Source organism: Riemerella columbina DSM 16469 (genome assembly GCF_000374405.1).
Lineage (GTDB): Bacteria > Bacteroidota > Bacteroidia > Flavobacteriales > Weeksellaceae > Riemerella > Riemerella columbina.
On sequence record NZ_KB894262.1, the window covers coordinates 81,769 to 104,334 of the forward strand.

The window sequence follows — 22,566 nt, forward strand, 5'->3', positions numbered from 1 at the left end:
TATGAAACCACCTATTATTTTAGGCATTGAATCCTCTTGCGATGATACTTCTGCTGCCATTATTCAGGGGCGAACAATACGCTCTAATATTGCTGCTACACAAGCCATACATAATGAATACGGCGGTGTAGTTCCTGAATTGGCATCGCGTGCACATCAGCAAAATATCATCCCTGTGGTAGAGCATTCAATCCGTACCGCAAATATACAACAAAAAGACATTAGCGCCATAGGTTTTACGCGTGGCCCTGGTCTTTTAGGTTCTTTATTGGTGGGGACTTCATTTGCTAAATCTCTAGCGATGAGTTTGGATGTGCCTTTAATTGAAGTCAATCATCTGCAAGCGCATATTTTAGCCCATTTCATAGACGATGCAAACCCTGTGCCGCCAAAATTTCCGTTTTTGTGTTTAACGGTAAGTGGCGGACATACGATGATTGTTTTGGTTCGTGACTACTTTGATATGGAAATAGCAGGCAAAAGTATAGATGATGCGGCTGGGGAAGCCTTTGATAAAATCGGGAAAATACTAGGCTTAGACTATCCCGCAGGTCCTATTATCGACCGATATGCTCAGCAAGGTAACCCCGATGCTTTTCAATTTAACAAACCGAAATTAGGCGATTATAATTATTCGTTCAGTGGGATTAAAACTTCGGTACTTTACTTTATCCAGAAGGAAGTAAAGAAAAACCCAGAGTTTATCCCAACGCATTTGTACGACCTTTGTGCCTCGGTTCAGAAGCATATCATTGAAATTTTGATGACTAAGCTGGAAAAAGCGGCTCAAGATTTTAATATTAAAGAAGTGGCAATTGCAGGGGGCGTTTCGGCTAACTCTGCCTTAAGAAAGGCGATGGAACAGAATAAAGAACAATTAGGCTGGAAAGTCTATATCCCAAAATTTGAATATACCACAGATAATGCGGCGATGATTGCTCTAGTAGCACAACTAAAATACGAACGAGGCGAATTTACCGATTTAAAAACTTCAGCCTTAGCACGCTATGAACTAGATGCCAAAGACCCTTTAAAATCTTAATCTTATGAAATTATTTCACGGTCAAATCAATGGGAATCAAGCGGAGATTTTTGATGAAGAACAGCATCATATCTTAAAGGTACTAAGAATGTCCGAAGGAGAAACGATTTTTGTAACCGATGGTGAAGGAACACGTGCTGAGGGACGATTGATTATTGAGGGTAAGAAAGTCCTTTTAGATGTGGTAGATATTCAGCAAAATTTACCAGCATTTAGTCCGAGATTGCATATTGCTATTGCCCCTACTAAAAATATAGACCGTACGGATTTTTTTGTGGAAAAAGCAACGGAAATGGGCATTTCAGAAATTACCTTTCTGCATACTGAAAAGTCAGAAAGAAAACATTTGAATATCGATAAAATCCGAAAGAAAGCCATTGCAGCCTCTAAGCAAAGTTTAAGGTGTCATTTCCCTATTATTAATGATATGGTCAAGTGGTCACAATTTTTACCTACGATTCATCCAGACCATACTTTTGTAGCCCATTGCGACCGAGCGTTTCAGCGTTGTGCGATTCAAGAACTACCATTGCAAGACCAATATACCTTTTTAATAGGTCCCGAAGGCGATTTTAGTCCAAAGGAAATAGAGGCTTTACTGGAGCAAAATATTCGATCGGTTCAACTAGGTAGTCAACGCTTAAGAACTGAAACCGCTGGGGTTTATATTGCGGCGTGGAATTATTTTAGGATGTGATAATATTTTTTATTATAAAAGGATTAACTTTATATTTACTTAATTTAATAAGTTTATAGAGCTTTATAGAAATAATATAGAGAAGGTATTTTAATCTAAATTTTCTCTCACAAATTTATCCAGAAGTTGGTGTCCACTTCTGGCAGAATTAGCAGCCCACCTTACTTTTAGTTGCCATTTTTTGAGTTCCGAAAGGTGGTGATCAATTTCTGAATGAATTAATTTTTGTTTAAGTTCGTATATGCAAATAGCCGCGGCTACGGAAACATTAAAACTATTGGTAAAACCATACATCGGAATGGCTAAAGTTTCGTCCGCTATTTCTAAAAGTTGGTCGGATACGCCTTCCCATTCTGTACCAAAAACCAAAGCAATAGGCTCGGTAATTTGATAATCGGGTAGGAGGGTAGCATTGTTTTCTGGCGATACTGCTACAATTTTATAACCTTGCTGTTTTATATCTTCTAATGTGGCTTGGGTTCTCGATTTTCGTTCTACTTCTACCCAAGTATCAGCCCCTTTAGTAACGCTGAGGTTGGGTTCGAAAATATTGTCCCGCTCCATAGCCACCACTTTATGAAAGCCACAGGCTTCTACGCTTCTAATAATAGCCGCCGCGTTTCTAAATTGATAGACATCTTCTAGCACAGGCAAAATAAAATCCGAACTTTCCTCAGCATAATGATTGATTTTTTGTAATCTTTCGGAGGTTAGATAATCGGAAAGAAAATCAAATGCTTGGGTTAAATCTTGTATCGTATTCATAGGGTTTAGAAAGGTTGAGATAATAGGTGCTTGCCCCATTGGGCTACCATATCTTGGAAACGCTCATTTTTGAAAGTTTTATTTCTAATTTGTGAAACAGAAAATAGTCCTTTTTCATCGGAAATCATTAAAATTTCTTCCGCTTTTTGGCTTTCAAAGGCAATCATTTCGGCTTGTTCTATATCGGCTAATCTGTTTTTATGGAGATAGGTAACAAAATTTTCCATCAGCGGGGATATAAATGCCCCTTCGCTTTGTTTGGGGATTTTTAAAGTTTTCCCTTCCAAAAATAAAAGATTTCCAAAAATAGTTCTGGCGATACGCTTGTTTGGGTTAAGTAAAATCACATCGTCCAAATCATTATCCTGAGCATAGATTTCTGCATAGGTATTTTCTGGAGCGTGGGTATAGATATTGCTTAGCAAATGCGTATTAACGGAAACTTCTTTAATGATATCCAAGTGAATATCGCGTTGGATAAGATACCAATGAAGGTCTTCCTCTAGTGTATAGGCGAAATGAACGGGGGTTTTAGAAGTGAATTGGATATCTTTTTTTCTAAATACGATTACGGAAATACGCCCCGTTTCTAGACCTCTTTCCTGAATGGCTTGGTTAAATTGTTCTACAAAAAACTCTAGCGTAAAACTAAGGGGAATATTCATACGCATTTTTCTCATAGAAGACATTAGGTTAAAATAAATTTCCTCTGCCATTATGAGTTTTTTGTCCTTGAAGAAAAAATAAACGCGTACTGCATCGCCATATAAAAACGCTCTGTTAGCATAGTTTTTTGCTGTTTCCTCAGAGATTAATTTGCCATCTAAATACATCATGGGTTGTGTTTTTTAATAAGAAAAAATGAACGATACTACACCGCTCATCTTTATATTTTAGTCGTTTAAATAACTGCCATTATGCAGCACCTAACTTAATTTGTAAATTTTCTATTAGATTTTCCCAATACAAGCGATTTTCTTCCTCGTCGCCATCTTCGCAAAAATCTGTAATATTAAGGGATAAATCTTCGGTGATTTCATCTATTACAATCGCCATTTCAAAATAGTTTTTGGTACCCTCGTCTTCTTCCCAACGGAAGCGCACAAAAGATTCTGGCTTATAGCGAATCAGTGTTGCTTTTTCTGCGGGACTGCCCCCCCAGCTGAAATAAAAATCGTCGCCCTTTTCTTCTACATCGTCTGCAAACCACTCGCCCAAACCTTCTTCGGTAGCGAGGTATTCATACAAAATCTCTGATAAACAATGCATTGGGAACTCGTATGTCACTTTATGTTTTGCCATAATGATTTATTATTAATATAAGGGCTGCAATATAAAAATTATTTTTTTTCTAACAAGTTTTTTAAGGTTTTATTTTGAAAAATATGATTTTTGTTAGTCAATGAGCAATAGCTTAAAGTCGTCCTCGTCCCCATTAAACACATTGAGGTCTACTTTAGTGTTAATACCTTTAACGATGCCTTGTTCAGAAAACTGCCAAAATTGCCAATGATCATCAGGGCTTGGGCGCATCACGAAATTATAGTTGGCGAGCCAAAGGGGATAGTCGGCATCTAAATTATTTTTTAGATAATCTTTGTAAAAATGATAGTAAGTGTAGATAATGGGCTTTTTTCCGTAGGCTTTTTCCACAATATCTAGCCATACCTTTATGTCCTTTATATATTGTTGATGTGTTTTGCGTTTGGGGATTTTTTCTAAATCCAAAACAGGAATTAGGTCGTATTGCTCTAGTTTGGCTACCGATAGAAAATTATTGGCTTGCTGTATTGGATTCTCATCAGGTCTATAGAAATGATACGCCCCTCTTGTGTAATGATTTTGTTTTGCTTTAGTCCAAAAAGAAGAAAAATGCTTGTCTTGGGAAGCATTGCCCATGGTGGCCCTTAGCAATATAAAATGGATGGGCCTGTCGCCATTAACTATACTGAGGCTATCCCAAGAAATATCTTCTTTCCTCTGGTAATGGGAAATATCGATTCCAAATAATTTATTTTGATGCTCTGTAACAATACTATTAATACGCTTGGTTTCATATTCACTATTAACTAAGGTGCGGTGGGGTTTGCTAAATACTAGAGCGTAATAAAACGCTAGTTTTTGTTTTAAATACATACCCGTGCCTACTAATGCAATCATTAGGATAAAGAAGACAACCCACTTTCGATAATTATAGGCTTTAATGCGTTGCTGGTGTTGCTTTCGATTATTTTTATTGAAATTCTTTCTCTTTGGCATAACAATTGCAAAAATAACCATGTTTTTAACATTAAAAAATTATTCTAATCAAAAAACAAATTTTATGAAAAAAGTATTTCAAACAGCAGTTTTAGCACTTATGGTATCAGTAACAGCGGTTTCATGTAAGAAAAAGCCAAACGATGCAGAACTTAATACGCAAGCCACGGCTGTAGTACAATCTAATCCATCTGCTTCTGTGGATGTAAAAGATGGTCAAGCACACCTTTCAGGTACATTTGCAACACAAGAGGAAAAAGACCAAATGATTGCTTCTCTAAAAGCAATTCCAGGTATTACAGAAGTTCATGATATGGCCACTGTAGAACCAGTAGTGGCAGTAAATGAAAATAAAACAGTAGATGCTGAGGTAATGCAAAAAGTACAAGACGCTACTAAAGATTTTCCTAATGTAAAAGTAGAAAATGTAAATGGAGAATTAACATTAACTGGACAAGTAACTGCGAACCAAGCAAGAAAAATTAAAGAGTCTATGGACGCTTTAAATATTGGAACATATAACAATCAACTCGTTGTAAAATAATTTAAAATAAAAAATAATGTCAACATTAACAGATAAATATGCTACCGTATTATCAGCGGTACAAAATGCCGATATTGATAATCTAAATGTAGAACAAAAAGATGGTGTACTTCACATTTCTGGAACTACAAAATCTACTGAAGCAAAAGATTTAGTATGGAATGCTTTAGGTATAGTAGACCCATCATTTACTGCTACAGATATTAAAATAGATGTAAAAGTAACTGGGATTCCTGCGGGAACTAATCTTACGGTAAATACAGAACATTCTAATCTTAACATTAGAAAAGAACCTTCTACAGAAAGTGAAATTGTAGGAAAAGCTGGAAAAGGCGAAATGGTAACTTTGGTAGATTCCGCCGATGGAGAATGGTGGAAAATTAGAACTAAAGATGGTGAAGAAGGCTATGCTTATTCAAGATATTTAAAAGTATAATTTTCAATTTATAGTTATTTAAAAAGCTCGTAACCTTAGGATAGGTTGCGGGTTTTTTGTATCATAAAGGTATGATTTTAATCGTTTTTTAGTTAATATAAATTTGCCTAAATTTGTACCTTAAAATTTTAATCTAAAATAAATCAATGGATATATTTGAAAGAATAAAACAAAATCCTGGTCCTCTAGGGCAGTTTGCAGATTATGGGGAAGGCTATTTTGTATTTCCAAAGTTAGAAGGCCCTATTGGTCCTAGAATGAAATTCCAAGGTAAGGAAGTAATTTACTGGAGTGCGAATGACTATTTAGGATTGTGTAACCATCCAGAAGTGAAAGAAACGGATGCTAAAGCCGCCGCGGAATATGGTATGTTTTATCCTATGGGAGCTAGAGCGATGTCTGGAGAAACGCCTTATCACAATCAATTAGAGCAAGAATTGGCAGACTTTGTAGGAAAAGAGTCGGCGTATCTACTGAACTTCGGATACCAAGGTATGCTTTCCATTATTGATGCTTTGGTGTCCAAAAATGATGTGATTGTCTACGATGTAGACTCTCATGCTTGTATTGTAGATGGTGTTCGCCTGCATATGGGAAAACGATTTACCTATAAGCACAACGATTTAGAAAGTGTAGAGAAAAATTTACAACGCGCGACTAAAGTAGCGAATGAAACCGGTGGAGGTATTTTATTAATCACTGAAGGGGTGTTCGGAATGCGCGGTCAGCAAGGTAAATTAAAAGAAATTGCAGCGCTTAAAGAAAAATATAACTTCAGAATGTTGGTAGATGATGCCCATGGTTTCGGTACTCTAGGAGCTACGGGGGCTGGTGCTGGTGAGGAGCAAGGTTGTCAAGATGAAATAGATGTTTACTTTTCTACTTTTGCTAAGTCTATGGCTGGGTTTGGAGCTTTTGTAGCAGGTAATAAAGACATTATCCGTTATCTAAAATACAATATGCGTTCTCAGATTTTTGCTAAATCACTTACCATGCCTATGGTCATTGGCGGGCTAAAGCGTTTGGAATTGTTAAGAACTAGACCAGAGATTAAAGCCAAACTTTGGGAAAATGTAAATAAACTTCAAAATGGACTGAGGGAAAAGGGCTTCAATTTAGGAGATACTAACACTTGTGTAACCCCAGTATTTATTGAAGGAACGCCTGTAGAAGCGACACTTCTAGTAAAAGATTTGAGAGAAAACTATGGTGTATTTACCTCAGTAGTGGTATACCCTGTGATTCCTAAAGGCACAATTTTATTAAGGTTGATTCCTACGGCATCGCATACCGATAGCGAAATTAATGAAACCATCGCTGCTTTTGAAGCCATACATGATAAATTGACTAAAGGCTATTATAAAGAGCAGGAGAAAAAATTATTAGAAGAGCAAGGTTTATCTTTTAAACCAATTTAATTGAACAGATAAATATTTAAGCGGAGCAGGCGTAAGCTGTGGCTCCGTTTTTTATGACATGATTTTTCTAGACTTATTTTTATGCATCCGAACGCTCAACATTCTTATCTCATCCATTTATTAAAAATATTAGGAATCTATACCTTAGTGATAATCTTTGGAATGGTAATACAAACACAATGGTTTCCTGAAATGGCTTTAAAGATTCATTTTTTAATTGCCTTTATCCATTTTTTAGGATTGGTAAGTATAGGGTTGGGTGGATTTTTCAAAAAGGATATTATAGGGTTTCTGTATTTGGCATTTATGATTGTAAAAATGGGGGCTTTTTTAGTGCTGTTTTATCAATTTCCAGAAATGAAAACCTATTTAATCGGGTCAATCCTACTTTATTTAGTTTATCTTTTTGTAGAAACGGCTTTGGTTATCAAGATGATACATTTTGTAAATAAAAGCCAACAAAAATCATAAAAAATTAATTTTTCTAAATTTGAAAATATAAAATCTATTTCCTACTTTTGCACAAACTATAAAATGAAGAACATGCACTTCAGACGAATTATTTTATTTTTGACTATTTTTATCATGGGATGGGCGAATGCCTCCACAGAAGCTAAGCAACCAGGAGAAAAGTACAACCCTGTTCCAGATATTATGCACCACATTGCGGACTCGCATAGTTGGCACCTTTGGGGTGAGGGAGAAAGACATATTGGATTTTCTCTACCAGTGATTTTATGGGATAATGGTTTAAAGGTGTTTTCTTCATCTCATTTTGGGCAAGAGGAAGAGCAAGTAGCTCATATTGATGGTAATCACTATAAGATTTTCCATAATAAAATTTATAAGACTGATGCAGAAGGGACTCTTCATATGCATGATGGGCACCCAACTAATGATACGCCTCTAGATTTTTCGATTACAAAAATTGTAGCACAGATGTTTCTAGCAGCTATTATTTTGATTATTTTGGCTTTCTTAATGAAGTCTAGTTATACAGAAAATGGTGTACCAAAGGGTGTTGCTAAATTTTTAGAACCTTTGGTACTTTTTGTGAGAGATGATATTGCATTAGAAAATATAGGAACTAAGCATTATTTAAAATATACACCTTATTTAATTACCCTATTCTTATTTATATGGTTGGTTAACCTTTTAGGTCTTATTCCAGGGTCTGCCAATGTATCGGGTAATATTGCTTTTACAATGGTATTAGCGGTGTTAACATTTATTATTGTAACTTTCAGCGGTAAAAAAACATATTGGTCACATATATTTGACCCACTAGGCAATAATATGCCTTGGGCTGGTAAAGCATTAGTGTATGTGATTTTAGTACCCGTTGAAATTTTAGGAATGTTTACTAAGCCATTCGCCTTGATGATTCGTCTTTTTGCAAACATGACGGCAGGGCATATCGTAATCTTAAGTTTGATTTCTCTTATCTTTATTATGGAAACTTATGCTATTGCACCAGTTTCTATATTATTAACCTTATTTATCAACACGCTAGAGTTATTGGTAGCAGCTTTACAGGCTTATATCTTTACACTTCTTACGGCATTGTTTATAGGTATGGCAGTAGAGGAAGCACATCATTAAAAAAATAAATTAATTATAAACCTTTTAAATTTAAAGTTATGACAGGTAGTATCGCAGCAATCGGAGCTGGTTTAGCAGTTCTTGGTGTAGGATTAGGAATCGGAAAAATCGGTGGTCACGCAATGGATGCCATTGCAAGACAACCTGAGCAATCTGGTAAAATCCAAACTGCAATGATTATCGCTGCCGCTCTTATTGAGGGTGCAGGTCTATTCGGTATCGTAGTAGCGTTATTGGGTAACGGATAATCTAACAATTTTGAAAAGTGCGCAGACGGTTGGTCTGCCACTTTTCTTAAAAGTTTTTAATTAATTTATATCAAATCAGTTTAACATATTTTAATATATAACAATGGATTTATTAATTCCTTCAGAAGGTAACCTCGTTTGGTCACTAGTTGTGTTTTTAATTTTAGTAGGATTACTCTCTGTGTTCGCATGGAAACCTATCTTAAATACCGTAAATGATAGAGAAACTTCTATCGTAGATGCACTAAACCAAGCGAAACTAGCTAAAAAAGAAATGGAACAACTTAAAGCAGATAATGAAAGAATTATCCGCGAAGCTAAGGTGGAAAGAGATGCCATTCTAAAAGAAGCTAGAGAAATTAAAGACCGTATCGTAAACGAAGCCAAAGATGCCGCTAAGGTAGAAGGAGACAAGATGATTGCCGCTGCTAAAATATCGATAGAAGCAGAAAAATCTGCTGCTATGGCTGATATTAAACATCAAGTAGGTGCTTTATCGCTTAACATTGCGGAATCTATCCTTAAGCAAAAATTAGACAATAGCGATGCTCAAAATGCTTTGGTTGAAAATATGTTGAATCAATCTAATCTTAACTAATAATGCTGACATCAAAAGTAGCAAAACGATATGCCAAAGGTTTGTTGGAATTAACAGAAGAACGCCAACAAACTACGGAGGTATTATCCGATATGAAAGCACTGATTAAGATTCTAAACGAAAGCCAAGAACTTAATCGCTTTTTGCAGGCACCGTTTTTAGATCATAATAAAAAGATGCAAGTAGCGAAAGAGGTATTTAAATCTTTCTTACCAGTAGTCCAAAACTTGATTTTATTGGTGATCAAAAATGGAAGAGCTACCCATCTTAAAAATATAGCACAAGCTTATATCAATAAAGTAGAAGATTTACATGGCGTACAAAGGGTTACCTTAACCACTGCGGCACCGCTTTCTCAAGAGAATATTGATAAAATTATTCAATCTTCTAAAATGATTAACGCTGGTAGTAAGCCAGATTTAAAAGTCATCATAAAACCAGAATTATTAGGAGGCTATATCTTAAGAGTTGGCGACCAGCAATTAGACACTTCTGTAAGGTCTAAGTTGGCAAATATGAAAAAAGAATTTCAGTTAAACTAAGAAAAATAACCATACAATGGCAGAAATAAATCCAGCAGAAGTATCTGCAATTTTAAAACAGCAATTAGCAAATTTTGATACCCAATCTAATGTTGAAGAAGTAGGAACAGTACTTCAAATCGGGGATGGTATCGCTCGTGTTTACGGTCTTGAAAATGTTCAATATGGTGAACTCGTAAAATTTGAAGGTGGTATTGAAGGTATTGTACTTAACCTTGAAGAAGATAATGTAGGGGTAGCCCTTTTAGGAGAATCTAAAGAGGTAAAAGAAGGCGATACGGTAAGAAGAACTAACAGAATTTCTTCAATTAAAGTAGGAGAAGGGATGTTAGGTAGAGTAGTAGATACATTGGGTAACCCAATAGATGGTAAAGGTCCAATTGGAGGTGAGTTATATGAAATGCCTTTGGAAAGAAAAGCACCAGGGGTTATCTTCAGACAGCCTGTAAACGAGCCACTTCAAACGGGTATCGTAGCGGTAGACTCTATGATTCCAATTGGTAGAGGACAGAGAGAGTTAATTATTGGTGACCGCCAAACAGGTAAAACCACTGTGGCGATTGATACTATCCTTAACCAAAAAGAATTCTATGACGCTGGAGAGCCAGTATTTTGTATCTATGTTGCAGTAGGACAGAAAGGTTCTACGGTAGCACAAATTGTAAAAACATTAGAAGATAAAGGTGCGATGGCGTATACCGTAGTGGTAGCGGCTAACGCTTCTGACCCTTCCCCAATGCAGGTATATGCGCCAATGGCAGGTGCTGCTATCGGTGAGTATTTCCGTGATACAGGTCGTCCTGCATTAATCATTTATGATGATTTATCTAAACAAGCAGTAGCCTATCGTGAGTTGTCTCTATTATTAAGAAGACCACCAGGTCGTGAGGCTTATCCAGGGGATGTATTCTACCTTCACTCAAGATTATTAGAAAGAGCAGCAAAAGTGATTGCGGATGATAATATTGCGAGACAAATGAACGACTTGCCAGAATCTCTTAAACCGATGGTAAAAGGTGGCGGTTCATTAACAGCACTTCCTATTATTGAAACTCAAGCAGGGGATGTATCTGCGTATATTCCTACCAATGTGATTTCCATTACCGATGGACAGATTTTCTTAGAGTCAGATTTATTCAACTCTGGAGTTCGTCCAGCGATTAATGTGGGGATCTCTGTATCTAGGGTAGGAGGTAACGCTCAGATTAAATCTATGAAGAAGGTATCGGGTACGCTTAAATTAGACCAAGCACAATATAAAGAATTAGAAGCATTTGCTAAATTCGGTTCTGACCTAGATGCCGCAACTTTAGCTGTAATCCATAAAGGGGAGAAGAATGTGGAAATTCTTAAACAACCTGTAAATTCACCATTACCAGTAGATAGCCAAGTGGCCATGATTTATGCTGGAACCGAAAATTTATTGAGAAATGTACCAGTAAATAAGGTGAAAGAATTTATGAAGGATTATGTTGGCTTCTTAAGAACGAAACACCCTGAAACTATGGCAGCAATTAAGTCTGGTAAAATCAATGACGATATTACTAGCGTACTGAAAAGTGCTGCACATGATTTAGCATCTAAATACAATTAAAATTAAAAGTCGAGCTCTAAGGTTTAAAGTGCTTCTTTAAACCTTAGACTTCAATTGAACTCTACAATATGGCAAATTTAAAAGAAATACGAGGACGAATTGCTTCCATCTCATCTACGATGCAGATTACCAGTGCTATGAAAATGGTTTCCGCAGCGAAACTGAAAAAAGCACAAGATGCCATCACGATGTTGAGACCTTATTCTGAGAAGTTGCAAGAAATTATTGAAAATGTAAACGCTAGTTCTGAAGCCGATCAGGTATCTATTTATGCTAAAAAAAGAGAGGTGAAACGCGTGCTATATATTGCAATTACTTCCAATAGAGGTTTAGCAGGAGCGTTTAACTCTTCGGTTATTAAAGAGCTTAATCATCAAATTTCTGAAAATAGAGACAAGCATATTGAAATAATTACTTTAGGTAAAAAGGTGTTTGATGCGGTTAAAAAAAGTCGTGTACCTTACAGCAATGTGAGCCATATTTTTGATAATTTGAGTTTTGAAGCAGTAGCCAATCAGATTGTGTATGGCGTAATGAAAGATTTTCGAGAAGCTAAGTTTGATGAAGTCTATTTGATTTATAATCAATTCATTAATGCAGCCACGCAAAAGGTTCAAACCGAACAATTATTGCCTATTTCAATTCATGAAAATGAAGGGATACCTGCAAATGTAGAAACAGACTATCTTTTTGAACCAAGTAGAAGCGAAATTTTAGATGTATTGATTCCAAAATCTATCAAAACACAAGTTTATAAAGCGGTATTGGATTCTGTAGCGGCAGAGCATGGTGCGCGTATGACAGCCATGCATAAGGCAACAGATAATGCCCAAGCCCTTAAAAATGACTTGGTTATTTTCTATAACAAAGCTAGACAAGCAGCCATTACAAATGAAATTTTAGAAATCGTTTCTGGAGCCGAAGCTCTTAAAAATAGTTAATCCAAGCGGTATCACAATACCAATTAAGCACCATTTATTGGTGCTTTTTTATTTTTTTGCTTATGAATATGGTGGTTATAAAAATTTAGTTATCTTTGCATCAATCATAAATTTAATAAAATTAAATGGACCCCGACAGTTTAGTCAAGATTCTTATCGCAATATTTTTAGTGTTTCTAAATGGCTTTTTCGTAGCCGCAGAATTTTCAATAGTTAAAGTTCGTTATTCTCAAATCCAAATTAAAGCCGCAGAAGGTAATGCTATGGCAAAACAAGCCGAGAGTATTATCAAAAACTTAGATGCTTATTTATCTGCCACCCAGCTTGGGATTACTTTAGCATCTCTAGCGTTAGGTTGGGTAGGGGAAAGTGCATTGCATCATATTATAGAAAGTGCGTTTCACTATTTTAATTTTGAGGTGGCTGCTGCTACTGTAACTACAATTTCTGTGGTCTTAAGTTTTCTAATTATTACCGTAATGCATATTGTCTTTGGTGAATTAGTACCTAAGTCCATAGCCATTCGTAAGTCAGAAGCCACCACTTTGTTTATTTCTGCACCGCTTAAATTATTTTATAATATTTTCCGACCATTTATTTGGTTGATGAATTCGATATCCAACTCATTCTTGAGATTGATTAAAATTCATCCTGTTTCAGAGCACGAAATTCATTCTACGGAAGAATTACAATTATTGGTAAAGCAAAGTGCAGACAGTGGTGAAATAGAGGTAGAAAATTACGAAATTATTAAAAATGCTTTTGATTTTACAGACCATTCTGCCAAGCAGATTATGGTACCTAGACAAAATATCCAAACCATAGATATTGATGATGAAGTAGGGGATATTATAGAAACCATCATGGAAAGTGGATTTTCTAGAATCCCAGTATACGAAGGTACGGTAGATAATATTATTGGAATTTTCTATACTAAAGAAATCATTAGAGCTTATATTAAATCCAAAGGTGATTTAACCCATGATGATTTAAGAAATTTCTTAAGAGAAGCCTATTTTGTAGTTGGTAGTAAAAAGATTTCTGATTTATTAAAAAGTTTCCAGCTTAAAAAACAACATATCGCTATCGTTATTGATGAGTTTGGAGGTACCGAAGGTTTAATTACTCTAGAAGATATCCTAGAAGAATTGGTAGGAGAAATTCAAGATGAGGAAGACGAAGAGGAAAAATTAGTGGAAAAAGTAGGTGAAAACACCTATTGGGTAAAAGCCATACAGCCATTAGAAGAAATCAACGAGTTTTTACCTAACCCTATTCCAGAAGAAGGCGAGTTTAATACTTTGGCAGGATTCATTTTGCATCATTTAGAGGAAATACCAAATGAAAATCAAGAATTTAATTTTGAAAATTACCACTTTAAAATTCTAAAAATGAATAATAAAAGTGTAGAATTGGTAGAGTTGGTATATCATGAAAACGCTCCAGAAGAACCAGCCGATACAAATGAACCATCATAAATCATTAATCTATGAAGGTGTATAGCCAAAATCAACCCCAGTGGGAAGAACAAGAATCTTCGGAAGTGCTAGAAGCGTTACAAGATAACCATAAATTAGTTCTTCACAACGATGATTTTAATACTTTTGATTTTGTAATCGACTGCCTAATAGAAATCTGTAAACACACCTTGGAGCAAGCAGAACAATGCACCTATCTTATTCACTACAAAGGCAAATGTACTGTAAAAACGGGACAGCTGGAACTGATAGAGCCGATGCACAAAAAGTTGCTTTCTAGAGGCTTATCTAGCGAAATTGTATAATTCATAAGCATTAATTATCATGCGTTGGCTTAAAGTCACTCTTTTCATTGGTCTATTTATCGGGATTGCCTATGCGGTTTCTATGTTATTTGTGGATGAAAGTAAATCCTTTCGTATAGAGAGAACAATAGACTATCCGCTGGAAAAGGTCTATCCACAGTTCAGCAATTTTCAAAATATGACCCGTTGGAATACTTATTTTCTTAGGGATAAAAACTTAAAATTCGAGTATTTTATTCCCTATGAAGGACAGGGAAGTTCCATGAACTTTATTGATAAAAAGGGCAGTGTTGGTATGGTATTTATTAGATATGAAAACCCTAAAAAAACACTGAAATACGAATTTTTTGATAATGATTCCAATATTCCCCTCAAAATAGAAGTGCGTTTTGTTCCCGAAAGAGATAAGACTAAAATCGTTTGGTTGGTGACTACACCTAAGAAAACCTTGCTTAAGCGCTATGTCAATCTATTCTCAGTAAATACTTTTGAAGAGTTTGTCAATCAAAGTATGACCAATTTAAAAAACCTACTAAGTAACAAAGTAGATAAAATAGAGTTGCTATCTCAAATCAAGTACGATACGATCATGGTGGAGCAACAAGAATCTGCAATATTGGTTGGGGTAAATGCGACCTCACAAAATAAGTCTAAAGTGCAGTTGTTTCAATCGATTTTAAAAAATCATAGTAAGGTGATTAATTTTGTAACGAATGATTTGGGTAAGCAAGAAGACGAATTTGGTGCACCGATATTAATTACAACACCTAAAAGCTACGATAATAAAGAGGTAAGTTATTTCTATGGTATTCCTTTGTCTAAGAAAGTAGAATTGGAAGATAATAGCATAACTTATCGTAAGTTGGAACCATCCAAACTCTATGTGATGTACTACAAAGGGAATTATGATGGGCGTATCTCGGTGATTAATCAATTGCTGAAAAAAGCTAAAACGGATAGTCTTAGAACGGGAATGTTGCAAGAGGTGTTTATAGAAAATCCCGAAGAGCAAAAGCCTGTAATTCTCAAATTAGCACTTCCGGTAAGCCCTTGATTTTATCAAGATTTAAAAATCATAAATGTTGGCTATAAAGGTTTTATAGAATAAATTTTTTTTAATACATTTGTAGTCTTAGATATAAAAACAAATTTTAAACAGATAATCTGTAATAATGGATAAATTTTCATTTCTCAATGCTGCTCATACTCAATTAATTGATAGTATGTACCAGCAATATTTACAATACCCCGATAGTCTAGAGCCATCTTGGAAAGCATTTTTTCAAGGGTTCGATTTTGCTTTAGAAAACTTTGGTGAGGATGATTCCTTTGTGGAAGTCGTGAAAGCGAATGGTAACGCCCCTCAAGATATCCCTGAAGGGATTGACAAGGAATTTAAAGTAGTCAACCTGATTGAAGCTTATAGAATGCGTGGGCATTTGTTTACTAAAACCAATCCGGTAAGGGACAGAAGAACCTACACGCCAACTCTAGATATCGAAAACTTTGGGTTGTCCAAAGAAGATTTAAATAAAACATTTAATTCTGCGACCCAAACGGGGATGACACAACCAGCCACTTTGGCTGAAATCATCAAGCATCTAGAAACGATTTACTGCGATTCTATTGGCGTGGAATATATGCACATCAGGAATATTGAAGAAAGAGATTTCATTCGCCAATGGCTTTCTCAGCACGAAAATCATCCAAAATTATCTGCGGACGAAAAGGTTGAAATTTTATCAAAACTAAACCAAGCCGTAGCATTTGAAAATTATCTACATACCAAATTTGTTGGACAGAAGCGTTTCTCGCTAGAAGGCGGGGAATCTTTAATCCCAGCTTTAGACCAATTGATCAGTAGAGCCTCTAAACATGGAGTAGACGAGGTGGTGCTAGGGATGGCACACCGGGGAAGGTTGAATGTATTGACCAATATTTTTGGGAAATCATATAAGCAAATTTTTTCCGAATTTGAAGGGAAAGAATTTGAAGAAGATGTATTCTCTGGAGATGTTAAATACCATTTAGGATCTTCTAAAAAAATCAAAACCGCGTCTGGTGAAGAAGTGACCATTAACTTAACACCAAATCCATCGCACCTTGAAACGGTGGCATCTTTAGTTGAAGGGATTACCAGAGCTAAAGTAGACCATACTTACCAGCAAGATTTTGGTAAAGTATTACCGATAGTAATTCATGGAGATGCGGCCATTGCTGGTCAAGGTATTGTTTATGAAATTTCTCAAATGATGACGCTAGACGGCTATAAAACTGGTGGAACCGTCCATATTGTGGTGAACAACCAAGTGGGCTTTACCACCAATTATTTAGATGCGCGTTCATCTACTTACTGTACCGATATTGCTAAGGTAACAGATTCCCCAGTGATGCATGTGAATGATGATGATGTAGAAGCGGTAGTGCATGCCATCCGTTTTGCAGCAGATTTCCGAGCGGCATTTGGTAAAGATGTGTACATTGACCTTTTAGGTTATAGAAAATATGGGCATAACGAAGGGGATGAACCGCGTTTTACACAGCCTAAACTATACAGTGCTATTGCCAAGCACCCTAATCCAAGAGAGATTTATAAGGATAAATTAATAAAAGAAGGCATTGTTTCCAATGATAAAATGAAAACCATGGAAGCAGAATTCAAAGCTTTATTAGATGAAAACTTTGATGCCTCTAAAGAAATAGAAAAAAACACACTAGATATCTTTATGAAAGAGGTTTGGACTAAATATATTAATCCAACCAATAAAGATAAAGTGTTCGACAAAGTAGACACTCAATTTGATCTTAACCAACTTAAAGAATTAGCCGTTAAGATTTCTACATTGCCTGGTGATAAGTCTTTTATTAGAAAGATTGTAAGACTTTTTGAACAAAGGCTTAAATCCATAGAAGTAGATAAACTCGATTGGGCAATGGCAGAGTTATTGGCTTATGCCACACTTCTTTCGGAAGGTTATAATGTGCGTATTTCTGGGGAAGATGTGGAAAGAGGGACATTCTCTCATCGTCACGCCGTAGTGAAAACAGAAACAGCGGAAGAGGAGTATATCCCATTAAAACATGTGAATCCAGAGAGCCAATTTCATATTTATAATTCCCTGCTTTCAGAATATGCTGTATTAGGCTTTGATTATGGTTATGCTATGGCCTCCCCAGAGACTTTAACGATTTGGGAGGCACAATTTGGAGATTTTGCCAATGGAGCGCAAATTATCATCGACCAATATTTGGTAGCAGCAGAGGAAAAATGGAAAATCCAAAACGGATTGGTGATGTTATTACCACACGGTGCAGAAGGTCAGGGCGCTGAACACTCTTCTGCGAGACTAGAGCGTTTCTTAACATTATGTGCTAATAACAATATTTTTGTAGCCAATTGTACGGAACCTGCTAACTATTTCCATTTGCTAAGAAGACAGATGAAATTGCCATTTAGAAAGCCATTGATAGTGATGACGCCTAAGTCTTTATTAAGACATCCAAAAGTGATTTCTTCTATGGAAGAATTAGCGACGGGAACATTCCAACCTATCTTAGACGATGCTACGGCAGATCCTAGCAAAGTAGAGCGATTGGTAATGTGTACGGGTAAAGTTTACTACGACTTATTGGCGAAGAAAGAAGAACTTAATGATGAAAAAGTCGCCTTAGTAAGATTGGAGCAAATCTATCCTTTAGACCAAGATAAAATTAATGAACTATTTGCGAAATATAGCAATAGAAAAGATTTTGTTTGGGTTCAGGAAGAGCCAGAAAATATGGGGGCTTGGAGTTATATTTTGAGAAACTTTAGAGATCAGAATGTTCAAGTGATTTCCCCAGTGGCCAGTGGTACACCTGCGCCAGGTAGTCATAAAAAATTCGAGATTGATCAAACAAAACTTGTTAACAAAACCTTTGAGATTTAATCCTCAATTTAGGAAAGTATAAAATATAGTATTAAAATAAAAAACACCTCAATATGTCAATATTAGAAATGAAAGTTCCCTCACCGGGAGAATCCATCACAGAAGTAGAAATCGCAACTTGGCTAGTCCAAGATGGAGATTATGTAGAAAAAGACCAACCTATTGCAGAAGTAGATTCTGATAAAGCCACTTTGGAATTGCCCGCAGAAGAAAGCGGTGTGATTACGCTAAAAGCCGAAGAAGGTGATGTAGTAGAAGTAGGGCAGGTGGTATGCCTTATTGATATGAGCGCTGCTAAACCAGAAGGTGGAAGTGCTAAAGAAGAGGCACCCAAGGAAGAACCGAAAAAAGATGAAGCCAAAGCAGAAGCACCTAAGGTGGAGCAACAGTCTGCTACATACGCTACGGGAACACCATCGCCAGCCGCTAAAAAGATTTTAGATGAAAAAGGCGTTAGCCCTTCTCAAGTATCAGGTAGTGGTAGAGATGGTAGAATTACTAAAGAGGATGCCGAAAAGGCTTCTGTTCCTGCGATGGGCTCCGTAGATGCCACGAGTGGTTCTAGATCTTCTCAATCTAAAAAACTATCTTCACTTAGAAGAAAAGTAGCACAAAGATTGGTGTCAGTTAAGAACGAAACAGCGATGTTGACTACTTTTAATGAGGTAGACATGAGCGAGATTTTCAGAATCAGAAAACAATATAAAGAAGAATTTGCAGCTAAGCACGGGGTAGGTTTAGGATTTATGTCTTTCTTTACTAAAGCTGTGACTAGAGCATTACAAATGTATCCAGAAGTTAATTCTATGATTGACGGCAATCAAATGATATCTTACGATTTCTGTGATATTTCTGTTGCGGTATCAGGACCTAAAGGTTTAATGGTACCTGTACTAAGAAATGCTGAAAATATGTCATTCAGAGGTGTTGAAGCGAGCATAAAAGCATTAGCTGAAAAAGCAAGAAATGGAAAAATTACAGTTGATGAAATGACGGGTGGTACATTTACCATTACGAATGGTGGAGTATTTGGTTCTATGCTGTCTACGCCAATTATCAACCCGCCACAATCTGCGATTTTAGGTATGCACAACATCATCCAAAGACCCGTAGCAGTAGATGGACAAGTGGTAATTCGCCCGATGATGTATTTAGCACTATCTTACGACCATAGAATTATTGATGGTAAGGAATCAGTAGGATTCTTAGTGGCAGTAAAAGAAGCCATCGACAATCCAGTAGAATTCTTATTAGGTGGCGACGAAAGAAGAGGATTAGATTTGTAAAATCATCTAAAGATAATGAACAAGCCTTGCTTAAAATTTTAAGCAAGGCTTGTTGTTTTTATTGTTCATATAACTTAAAAAAATTATATTTGTACCACAAACATCGGGGTGCCAATTTATGGCTGAGAATATACCCGTTAACTTGAACCGGATAATGCCGGCGTAAGGAATGTAGTACTTTCTCTATCAAGGGACACTTTCGGTTCAGTTACTTAAAATTATAGCATTATGAGTGATGAACTGATTAAAAAAGACTCCGAGTCCTTAGTACAAACAGAAGTCCGTTCGTGGCAGGGCAGAAAAGAATGGTTTTTCAACCGAAAATATACCGATACTTACGAAGACTATTACGAAGGTCCGTACAAACGAGCTGAGCAAGAGCAGAAAAAGGTAATGAAAGATTTGATTACCAAAGATGTTCGCATTCAAGAAATATTAGAATACGGCTGTGGTACAACTCGCTTTACGCGTTGGTGGAAAGAAATTGGCATTGATGCTACGGGAACGGATATTTCTCCTTTTATGCTGTCACAAGCATTGTATTTGTTTGGTGGGAATTTGGCAATGGCGGATTCCCATTTTATGCCTTACAAAAATGATACTTTTGATGCCGTGGTATTTATGAATACTTTCGAGTATTATCAAAATCCGAAGCAGGTATTGCAAGAAGCCGCTCGTGTAGCACGCCACGGAATAGCAATGGGAATGATGAATAAAATCACTCCTAAATTCATCCGAAGACGCGTTCAGCAGACTTTTGGAAGGAATGAGTTTTATCGTACCGCTACTTTCTATACGCCCAATTCCTTAAAAAAGTTGATAAAAGAAGCCTTGCCCGATAGGAAATACAAAATATCGTGGAAGATGACAGGTTTGCCCTCTTGGTTTCCTGTAAAAGAATGGCAACAATCTTATGGTGATTTTTTCGGAATGTATATCCAATTTGAGGACTGATGAAAGACGGAAAGATAGGTGCCGAAGGCTTTAAGCGATTGTTTCAAGGTCGATTTGGTAGTGAATGCCCAGAGCAATTGGTTGCTCCAGGGTTTGGAAAAGATATCTCTTTGGTTGATTTGGGCAATTCGCAAGCCATGGCAATGGCGAGTGACCCTTTGTCATATATACCAAGTTTGGGAGCGAAAAAATCAGCAGAATTATCTGTTTATTTGGTGGCTAATGATATGGCTACTACGGGTGTGATGCCTCAATATTTTCAGATGGTGCTGAATCTCAATGAAGATTTTACAGAATCTCTTTTTGAAGAATATTGGAGCCATTTACATCAGATTTGTCAGCAACTCAATATCAGTATCACGGGTGGGCATACGGGTGTAATTCCGATGCAGAATACTACCATAATGGGAGGAGGTACGATGATAGCTGTTGCTCCTACCGACCATTTCATCCGACCCGATGGCGTACAAGAAGGCGATGTCTTATTGATGTCTAAGAAAGCTGCCATATCTTCTACGGCTATTTTAGGGTTGCATTTTAAGGAAACCGCTCATAATTTGTTAGGTGATGAAAGCAGTTCTTACTTGGAAGAATTATTTAACCAAATTTCTGTGATAAAAGAAGGTGAATTGGCAGGAAAATATCATCAGCAATCCTCAGAAAAACCCATCCACGCGATGCACGATGTTACCGAGGGAGGCATTCTGGGTGCCGTATACGAAATGGCTCAGGCAAACCAAAAGGGCGTTGTTGTACATACGGAAAAAATACCTTTGGATAGCAATCAACGATTGATTTGTGACCAGTTTCAGCTGAACCCTTTGGGAATTATCGGAGCAGGAAGTATGCTAATAGCGGTTGACCCCAAGGCGGTAGAGGATTTGATTTCGTATTATCAGTCTAACGGAATTGATTTGACAGAAATAGGAGTTTTTACCTCATCAAATATGGATTCTATTCTGAAGAATAGTAAGGGCGAACAAAAATTTACTCCCAAAGAAAAAGACCCTTATTGGGAAGCCTTTTTTACAGCATATCAAAACGGTTGGAAATGATGAAGAAGCAAATTTATTTAATAATAGATGCTGAAATTCCTTTGGAAGAATTACAACAACAATTGAATTCGGTGTTGCCATTCATATCAAAAGTGCAATTGTATCATACAAAAAAAATCGATACAGACTCCTTGAAAAATCTAATCTATTGGCTTACTTCAAACTGCAAATCTTGTTGGGTGTATGAAGACAAAGAGGCCTTGAAATGGCATCCACATTTGGGTATTCATTTGGATGAGGTGGAAGATATATCCGAGTTGGAAAAAACTTTGCAACGAGTTATTCCTAAGGGTGTTACTGTGGGAAATGATTTGGAAAAACTAAAAAAAGCTGAAGCATTGGGCTATGATTATATTTCTTTTTGTTCGGTATTCCCAACTACTTCAGCAGCAGTTTGTGAGTTGGTCAATTTTGAAAAAATATCCCAAGCGAGGTCTTTGTTTTCAAGAGAAATCTTCTTGGCAGGAGGTATCAACGAATCGACTCAACCTCAATTGGAAGGTTTGGACTATGATGGTATCGCCGTGATTTCCGCTTTGATGGATGCTAAAAATCCTTTAGAAACTTTACAAAAATTACAATAATGGAAAAAAGAATTATCGACAAAATGTGTTGTCCGTTTGACAAAAACGATTTGCATCTCACAATCTTTAGAGAAGAAAAAGATGTGGTGGTAGAAGGCATTATGCTGTGTACGAAATGTGCTCGCTATTATCCTATCATTTCGGGTATTCCTATTATGTCCCCTGATGAGTTTCGAGAGTTGGGCTATGAGCGACCTTTTTTAGAAAAATGGCAAGACCATTTACCCAAACAATTATCACAAAATGAGGTATTTCGAATCGAAATGCGAAACACCTCTAAACATTGATT

General features: G+C 36.5%; 25 protein-coding genes and 1 riboswitch. Of the genes, 21 read left to right on the forward strand and 4 right to left on the reverse strand.

Going from position 1 to position 22,566, the window contains the following annotated elements; genetic code table 11:
* The first annotated feature begins 1 nt into the window (after position 1).
* Both tsaD and C237_RS0109945 read left to right on the forward strand, forming a co-directional pair.
* Positions 2–1,042, forward strand: coding sequence for a tRNA (adenosine(37)-N6)-threonylcarbamoyltransferase complex transferase subunit TsaD (gene tsaD / locus C237_RS0109940; protein ID WP_018676342.1), 1,041 nt, complete (start codon positions 2–4; stop codon positions 1,040–1,042).
* 4 nt (positions 1,043–1,046) lie between these two features.
* Positions 1,047–1,739 (forward strand): RsmE family RNA methyltransferase, encoded by a 693-nt coding sequence (locus tag C237_RS0109945; protein WP_018676343.1) that lies wholly within the window; start codon positions 1,047–1,049, stop codon positions 1,737–1,739.
* A gap of 90 nt (positions 1,740–1,829) precedes the next feature.
* Here C237_RS0109945 and C237_RS0109950 read toward each other — a convergent pair whose 3' ends face one another.
* The 4 genes from C237_RS0109950 to C237_RS0109965 form a co-directional block, all read right to left on the reverse strand.
* The gene (locus tag C237_RS0109950; RefSeq protein WP_026315628.1) at positions 1,830–2,504 is read right to left on the reverse strand and encodes a TrmH family RNA methyltransferase; all 675 of its coding nucleotides are present in this window, start codon (positions 2,502–2,504) and stop codon (positions 1,830–1,832) included.
* 5 nt (positions 2,505–2,509) lie between these two features.
* Positions 2,510–3,337, reverse strand: coding sequence for an aminotransferase class IV (locus tag C237_RS0109955; protein WP_018676345.1), 828 nt, complete (start codon positions 3,335–3,337; stop codon positions 2,510–2,512).
* Positions 3,338–3,419: 82 nt separating this feature from the next.
* The gene (locus C237_RS0109960) at positions 3,420–3,806 is read right to left on the reverse strand and encodes an START-like domain-containing protein (protein ID WP_018676346.1); all 387 of its coding nucleotides are present in this window, start codon (positions 3,804–3,806) and stop codon (positions 3,420–3,422) included.
* A 93-nt stretch (positions 3,807–3,899) separates the two neighbouring features.
* Positions 3,900–4,784, reverse strand: coding sequence for a glycoside hydrolase family 25 protein (locus tag C237_RS0109965; protein WP_018676347.1), 885 nt, complete (start codon positions 4,782–4,784; stop codon positions 3,900–3,902).
* 43 nt (positions 4,785–4,827) lie between these two features.
* Between C237_RS0109965 and C237_RS0109970 the strand changes: the two genes are divergently transcribed.
* From C237_RS0109970 to C237_RS0110060, 19 genes are all read left to right on the forward strand, one after another.
* A complete protein-coding gene (locus C237_RS0109970) occupies positions 4,828–5,307 on the forward strand; it encodes a BON domain-containing protein (protein ID WP_026315630.1) in 480 nt (159 codons plus the stop codon).
* A 16-nt stretch (positions 5,308–5,323) separates the two neighbouring features.
* The gene (locus tag C237_RS0109975; protein ID WP_018676349.1) at positions 5,324–5,743 is read left to right on the forward strand and encodes an SH3 domain-containing protein; all 420 of its coding nucleotides are present in this window, start codon (positions 5,324–5,326) and stop codon (positions 5,741–5,743) included.
* 146 nt (positions 5,744–5,889) lie between these two features.
* Positions 5,890–7,161: an aminotransferase class I/II-fold pyridoxal phosphate-dependent enzyme gene (locus C237_RS0109980; protein WP_018676350.1), complete on the forward strand. Its 1,272-nt coding sequence runs from the start codon at positions 5,890–5,892 to the stop codon at positions 7,159–7,161.
* A gap of 81 nt (positions 7,162–7,242) precedes the next feature.
* Positions 7,243–7,632 (forward strand): hypothetical protein, encoded by a 390-nt coding sequence (locus C237_RS0109985; RefSeq protein ID WP_018676351.1) that lies wholly within the window; start codon positions 7,243–7,245, stop codon positions 7,630–7,632.
* A 72-nt stretch (positions 7,633–7,704) separates the two neighbouring features.
* On the forward strand, positions 7,705–8,763 hold the full coding sequence (gene atpB / locus C237_RS0109990) for a F0F1 ATP synthase subunit A (RefSeq protein ID WP_018676352.1): 1,059 nt from the start codon (positions 7,705–7,707) through the stop codon (positions 8,761–8,763).
* A gap of 38 nt (positions 8,764–8,801) precedes the next feature.
* Positions 8,802–9,011, forward strand: coding sequence for an ATP synthase F0 subunit C (gene atpE, locus C237_RS0109995; protein WP_004919949.1), 210 nt, complete (start codon positions 8,802–8,804; stop codon positions 9,009–9,011).
* A gap of 103 nt (positions 9,012–9,114) precedes the next feature.
* Positions 9,115–9,609 (forward strand): F0F1 ATP synthase subunit B, encoded by a 495-nt coding sequence (locus C237_RS0110000; RefSeq protein WP_018676353.1) that lies wholly within the window; start codon positions 9,115–9,117, stop codon positions 9,607–9,609.
* 2 nt (positions 9,610–9,611) lie between these two features.
* Positions 9,612–10,151 carry an ATP synthase F1 subunit delta gene (gene atpH, locus C237_RS0110005; protein ID WP_018676354.1) on the forward strand — a complete coding sequence of 180 codons (540 nt, stop codon included), beginning with the start codon at positions 9,612–9,614 and terminating at the stop codon, positions 10,149–10,151.
* Positions 10,152–10,167: 16 nt separating this feature from the next.
* Positions 10,168–11,745, forward strand: coding sequence for a F0F1 ATP synthase subunit alpha (gene atpA / locus C237_RS0110010; protein ID WP_018676355.1), 1,578 nt, complete (start codon positions 10,168–10,170; stop codon positions 11,743–11,745).
* A 68-nt stretch (positions 11,746–11,813) separates the two neighbouring features.
* Positions 11,814–12,686, forward strand: coding sequence for an ATP synthase F1 subunit gamma (gene atpG, locus C237_RS0110015; protein WP_018676356.1), 873 nt, complete (start codon positions 11,814–11,816; stop codon positions 12,684–12,686).
* A 125-nt stretch (positions 12,687–12,811) separates the two neighbouring features.
* Entirely contained in the window at positions 12,812–14,164 is a 1,353-nt protein-coding gene (locus tag C237_RS0110020) for a hemolysin family protein (RefSeq protein WP_018676357.1), read from the forward strand.
* An 11-nt stretch (positions 14,165–14,175) separates the two neighbouring features.
* Complete coding sequence (locus C237_RS0110025) at positions 14,176–14,469, forward strand: ATP-dependent Clp protease adaptor ClpS (RefSeq protein ID WP_018676358.1); 294 nt, start codon at positions 14,176–14,178, stop codon at positions 14,467–14,469.
* A gap of 19 nt (positions 14,470–14,488) precedes the next feature.
* On the forward strand, positions 14,489–15,523 hold the full coding sequence (locus C237_RS0110030; protein ID WP_018676359.1) for an SRPBCC family protein: 1,035 nt from the start codon (positions 14,489–14,491) through the stop codon (positions 15,521–15,523).
* A gap of 118 nt (positions 15,524–15,641) precedes the next feature.
* The gene (locus C237_RS0110035; RefSeq protein WP_018676360.1) at positions 15,642–18,398 is read left to right on the forward strand and encodes a 2-oxoglutarate dehydrogenase E1 component; all 2,757 of its coding nucleotides are present in this window, start codon (positions 15,642–15,644) and stop codon (positions 18,396–18,398) included.
* Positions 18,399–18,451: 53 nt separating this feature from the next.
* Entirely contained in the window at positions 18,452–19,684 is a 1,233-nt protein-coding gene (odhB, locus tag C237_RS0110040) for a 2-oxoglutarate dehydrogenase complex dihydrolipoyllysine-residue succinyltransferase (RefSeq protein WP_026315632.1), read from the forward strand.
* A 94-nt stretch (positions 19,685–19,778) separates the two neighbouring features.
* A riboswitch (TPP riboswitch) is annotated at positions 19,779–19,870 on the forward strand.
* Positions 19,871–19,912: 42 nt separating this feature from the next.
* Positions 19,913–20,638 (forward strand): class I SAM-dependent methyltransferase, encoded by a 726-nt coding sequence (locus tag C237_RS0110045; protein WP_018676362.1) that lies wholly within the window; start codon positions 19,913–19,915, stop codon positions 20,636–20,638.
* Positions 20,638–21,693: an AIR synthase-related protein gene (locus C237_RS0110050; protein ID WP_018676363.1), complete on the forward strand. Its 1,056-nt coding sequence runs from the start codon at positions 20,638–20,640 to the stop codon at positions 21,691–21,693. Before C237_RS0110045 ends, C237_RS0110050 begins: the two co-directional genes overlap by 1 nt.
* Entirely contained in the window at positions 21,690–22,277 is a 588-nt protein-coding gene (locus C237_RS14015; RefSeq protein WP_018676364.1) for a thiamine phosphate synthase, read from the forward strand. Before C237_RS0110050 ends, C237_RS14015 begins: the two co-directional genes overlap by 4 nt.
* Positions 22,277–22,564, forward strand: coding sequence for a Trm112 family protein (locus C237_RS0110060; protein WP_018676365.1), 288 nt, complete (start codon positions 22,277–22,279; stop codon positions 22,562–22,564). Before C237_RS14015 ends, C237_RS0110060 begins: the two co-directional genes overlap by 1 nt.
* Positions 22,565–22,566 lie beyond the last annotated feature (2 nt).

What these genes read in the sequence shown, in the direction of transcription:
- atpH (WP_018676354.1), top strand. Translation starts at nt 9,612, where the DNA reads ATGCTGACATCAAAAGTAGCAAAACGATATGCCAAAGGTTTGTTGGAA.
- C237_RS0109985 (WP_018676351.1), top strand. Translation starts at nt 7,243, where the DNA reads ATGCATCCGAACGCTCAACATTCTTATCTCATCCATTTATTAAAAATA.
- atpB (WP_018676352.1), top strand. Translation starts at nt 7,705, where the DNA reads ATGCACTTCAGACGAATTATTTTATTTTTGACTATTTTTATCATGGGA.
- C237_RS14015 (WP_018676364.1), top strand. Translation starts at nt 21,690, where the DNA reads ATGATGAAGAAGCAAATTTATTTAATAATAGATGCTGAAATTCCTTTG.
- C237_RS0109970 (WP_026315630.1), top strand. Translation starts at nt 4,828, where the DNA reads ATGAAAAAAGTATTTCAAACAGCAGTTTTAGCACTTATGGTATCAGTA.
- C237_RS0109980 (WP_018676350.1), top strand. Translation starts at nt 5,890, where the DNA reads ATGGATATATTTGAAAGAATAAAACAAAATCCTGGTCCTCTAGGGCAG.
- C237_RS0110025 (WP_018676358.1), top strand. Translation starts at nt 14,176, where the DNA reads ATGAAGGTGTATAGCCAAAATCAACCCCAGTGGGAAGAACAAGAATCT.
- atpE (WP_004919949.1), top strand. Translation starts at nt 8,802, where the DNA reads ATGACAGGTAGTATCGCAGCAATCGGAGCTGGTTTAGCAGTTCTTGGT.
- atpA (WP_018676355.1), top strand. Translation starts at nt 10,168, where the DNA reads ATGGCAGAAATAAATCCAGCAGAAGTATCTGCAATTTTAAAACAGCAA.
- atpG (WP_018676356.1), top strand. Translation starts at nt 11,814, where the DNA reads ATGGCAAATTTAAAAGAAATACGAGGACGAATTGCTTCCATCTCATCT.
- C237_RS0109950 (WP_026315628.1), bottom strand. Translation starts at nt 2,504, where the DNA reads ATGAATACGATACAAGATTTAACCCAAGCATTTGATTTTCTTTCCGAT.
- tsaD (WP_018676342.1), top strand. Translation starts at nt 2, where the DNA reads ATGAAACCACCTATTATTTTAGGCATTGAATCCTCTTGCGATGATACT.
- C237_RS0110045 (WP_018676362.1), top strand. Translation starts at nt 19,913, where the DNA reads ATGAGTGATGAACTGATTAAAAAAGACTCCGAGTCCTTAGTACAAACA.
- C237_RS0110035 (WP_018676360.1), top strand. Translation starts at nt 15,642, where the DNA reads ATGGATAAATTTTCATTTCTCAATGCTGCTCATACTCAATTAATTGAT.
- C237_RS0109965 (WP_018676347.1), bottom strand. Translation starts at nt 4,784, where the DNA reads ATGGTTATTTTTGCAATTGTTATGCCAAAGAGAAAGAATTTCAATAAA.
- C237_RS0110030 (WP_018676359.1), top strand. Translation starts at nt 14,489, where the DNA reads ATGCGTTGGCTTAAAGTCACTCTTTTCATTGGTCTATTTATCGGGATT.
- C237_RS0110020 (WP_018676357.1), top strand. Translation starts at nt 12,812, where the DNA reads ATGGACCCCGACAGTTTAGTCAAGATTCTTATCGCAATATTTTTAGTG.
- C237_RS0110000 (WP_018676353.1), top strand. Translation starts at nt 9,115, where the DNA reads ATGGATTTATTAATTCCTTCAGAAGGTAACCTCGTTTGGTCACTAGTT.
- C237_RS0109960 (WP_018676346.1), bottom strand. Translation starts at nt 3,806, where the DNA reads ATGGCAAAACATAAAGTGACATACGAGTTCCCAATGCATTGTTTATCA.
- C237_RS0110050 (WP_018676363.1), top strand. Translation starts at nt 20,638, where the DNA reads ATGAAAGACGGAAAGATAGGTGCCGAAGGCTTTAAGCGATTGTTTCAA.
- C237_RS0109955 (WP_018676345.1), bottom strand. Translation starts at nt 3,337, where the DNA reads ATGTATTTAGATGGCAAATTAATCTCTGAGGAAACAGCAAAAAACTAT.
- C237_RS0110060 (WP_018676365.1), top strand. Translation starts at nt 22,277, where the DNA reads ATGGAAAAAAGAATTATCGACAAAATGTGTTGTCCGTTTGACAAAAAC.
- odhB (WP_026315632.1), top strand. Translation starts at nt 18,452, where the DNA reads ATGTCAATATTAGAAATGAAAGTTCCCTCACCGGGAGAATCCATCACA.
- C237_RS0109945 (WP_018676343.1), top strand. Translation starts at nt 1,047, where the DNA reads ATGAAATTATTTCACGGTCAAATCAATGGGAATCAAGCGGAGATTTTT.
- C237_RS0109975 (WP_018676349.1), top strand. Translation starts at nt 5,324, where the DNA reads ATGTCAACATTAACAGATAAATATGCTACCGTATTATCAGCGGTACAA.